General features: G+C 48.0%; 1 protein-coding gene. It reads left to right on the top strand.

All coding sequences use genetic code 11. From position 1 onward, the window contains the following. A partial coding sequence (locus tag QMG93_RS35035; RefSeq protein WP_281944526.1) for a GBS Bsp-like repeat-containing protein occupies positions 1 to 442 on the top strand: 442 nt, incomplete at both ends.

Genomic DNA, 442 nt, shown 5'->3' with positions numbered 1-442 from the left:
TGGGGTATGGAAGGCAACGGTTCCTTTTAGCAAACATAATAATGAAACAGGCCTTTACGATAACGACGTATGGGTAGACGGCAAGTTTTTTGGCGGGGCGAAGACAATCGTCAAAAATACTACGTCCTTACGGGCTCCGGAAAAAGTAGAGTTCAAAGCCGGTTTTTATGAGGTGGTTCTTGAAGGCGCTAGCGATCAAGTACAACGAGTGACGTTCCCGACGTGGACGGAAGCGAATGGACAAGACGATATCAAGCATGTGGAGGGCCAAAAACAGGCAAACGGAACTTGGAAAGCGACAATCCCTTTCAGTGAACATAACTATGAGACAGGAACCTATACCACGCATGCCTATTGTTATGATCAGTACGGCAATAGTATAGGAATCTGGGGAGCGAGTATTCAGGTTGTTCCGGGTGTCGAAGCGCCAGCGGAAGTGAGC

Source organism: Paenibacillus tyrphae, from assembly GCF_027925525.1.
Lineage (GTDB): Bacteria > Bacillota > Bacilli > Paenibacillales > NBRC-103111 > Paenibacillus_G > Paenibacillus_G tyrfis_B.
Note: the sequence above shows the minus strand (reverse complement) of the source record. Positions and strands in the feature narration are given on the sequence as shown.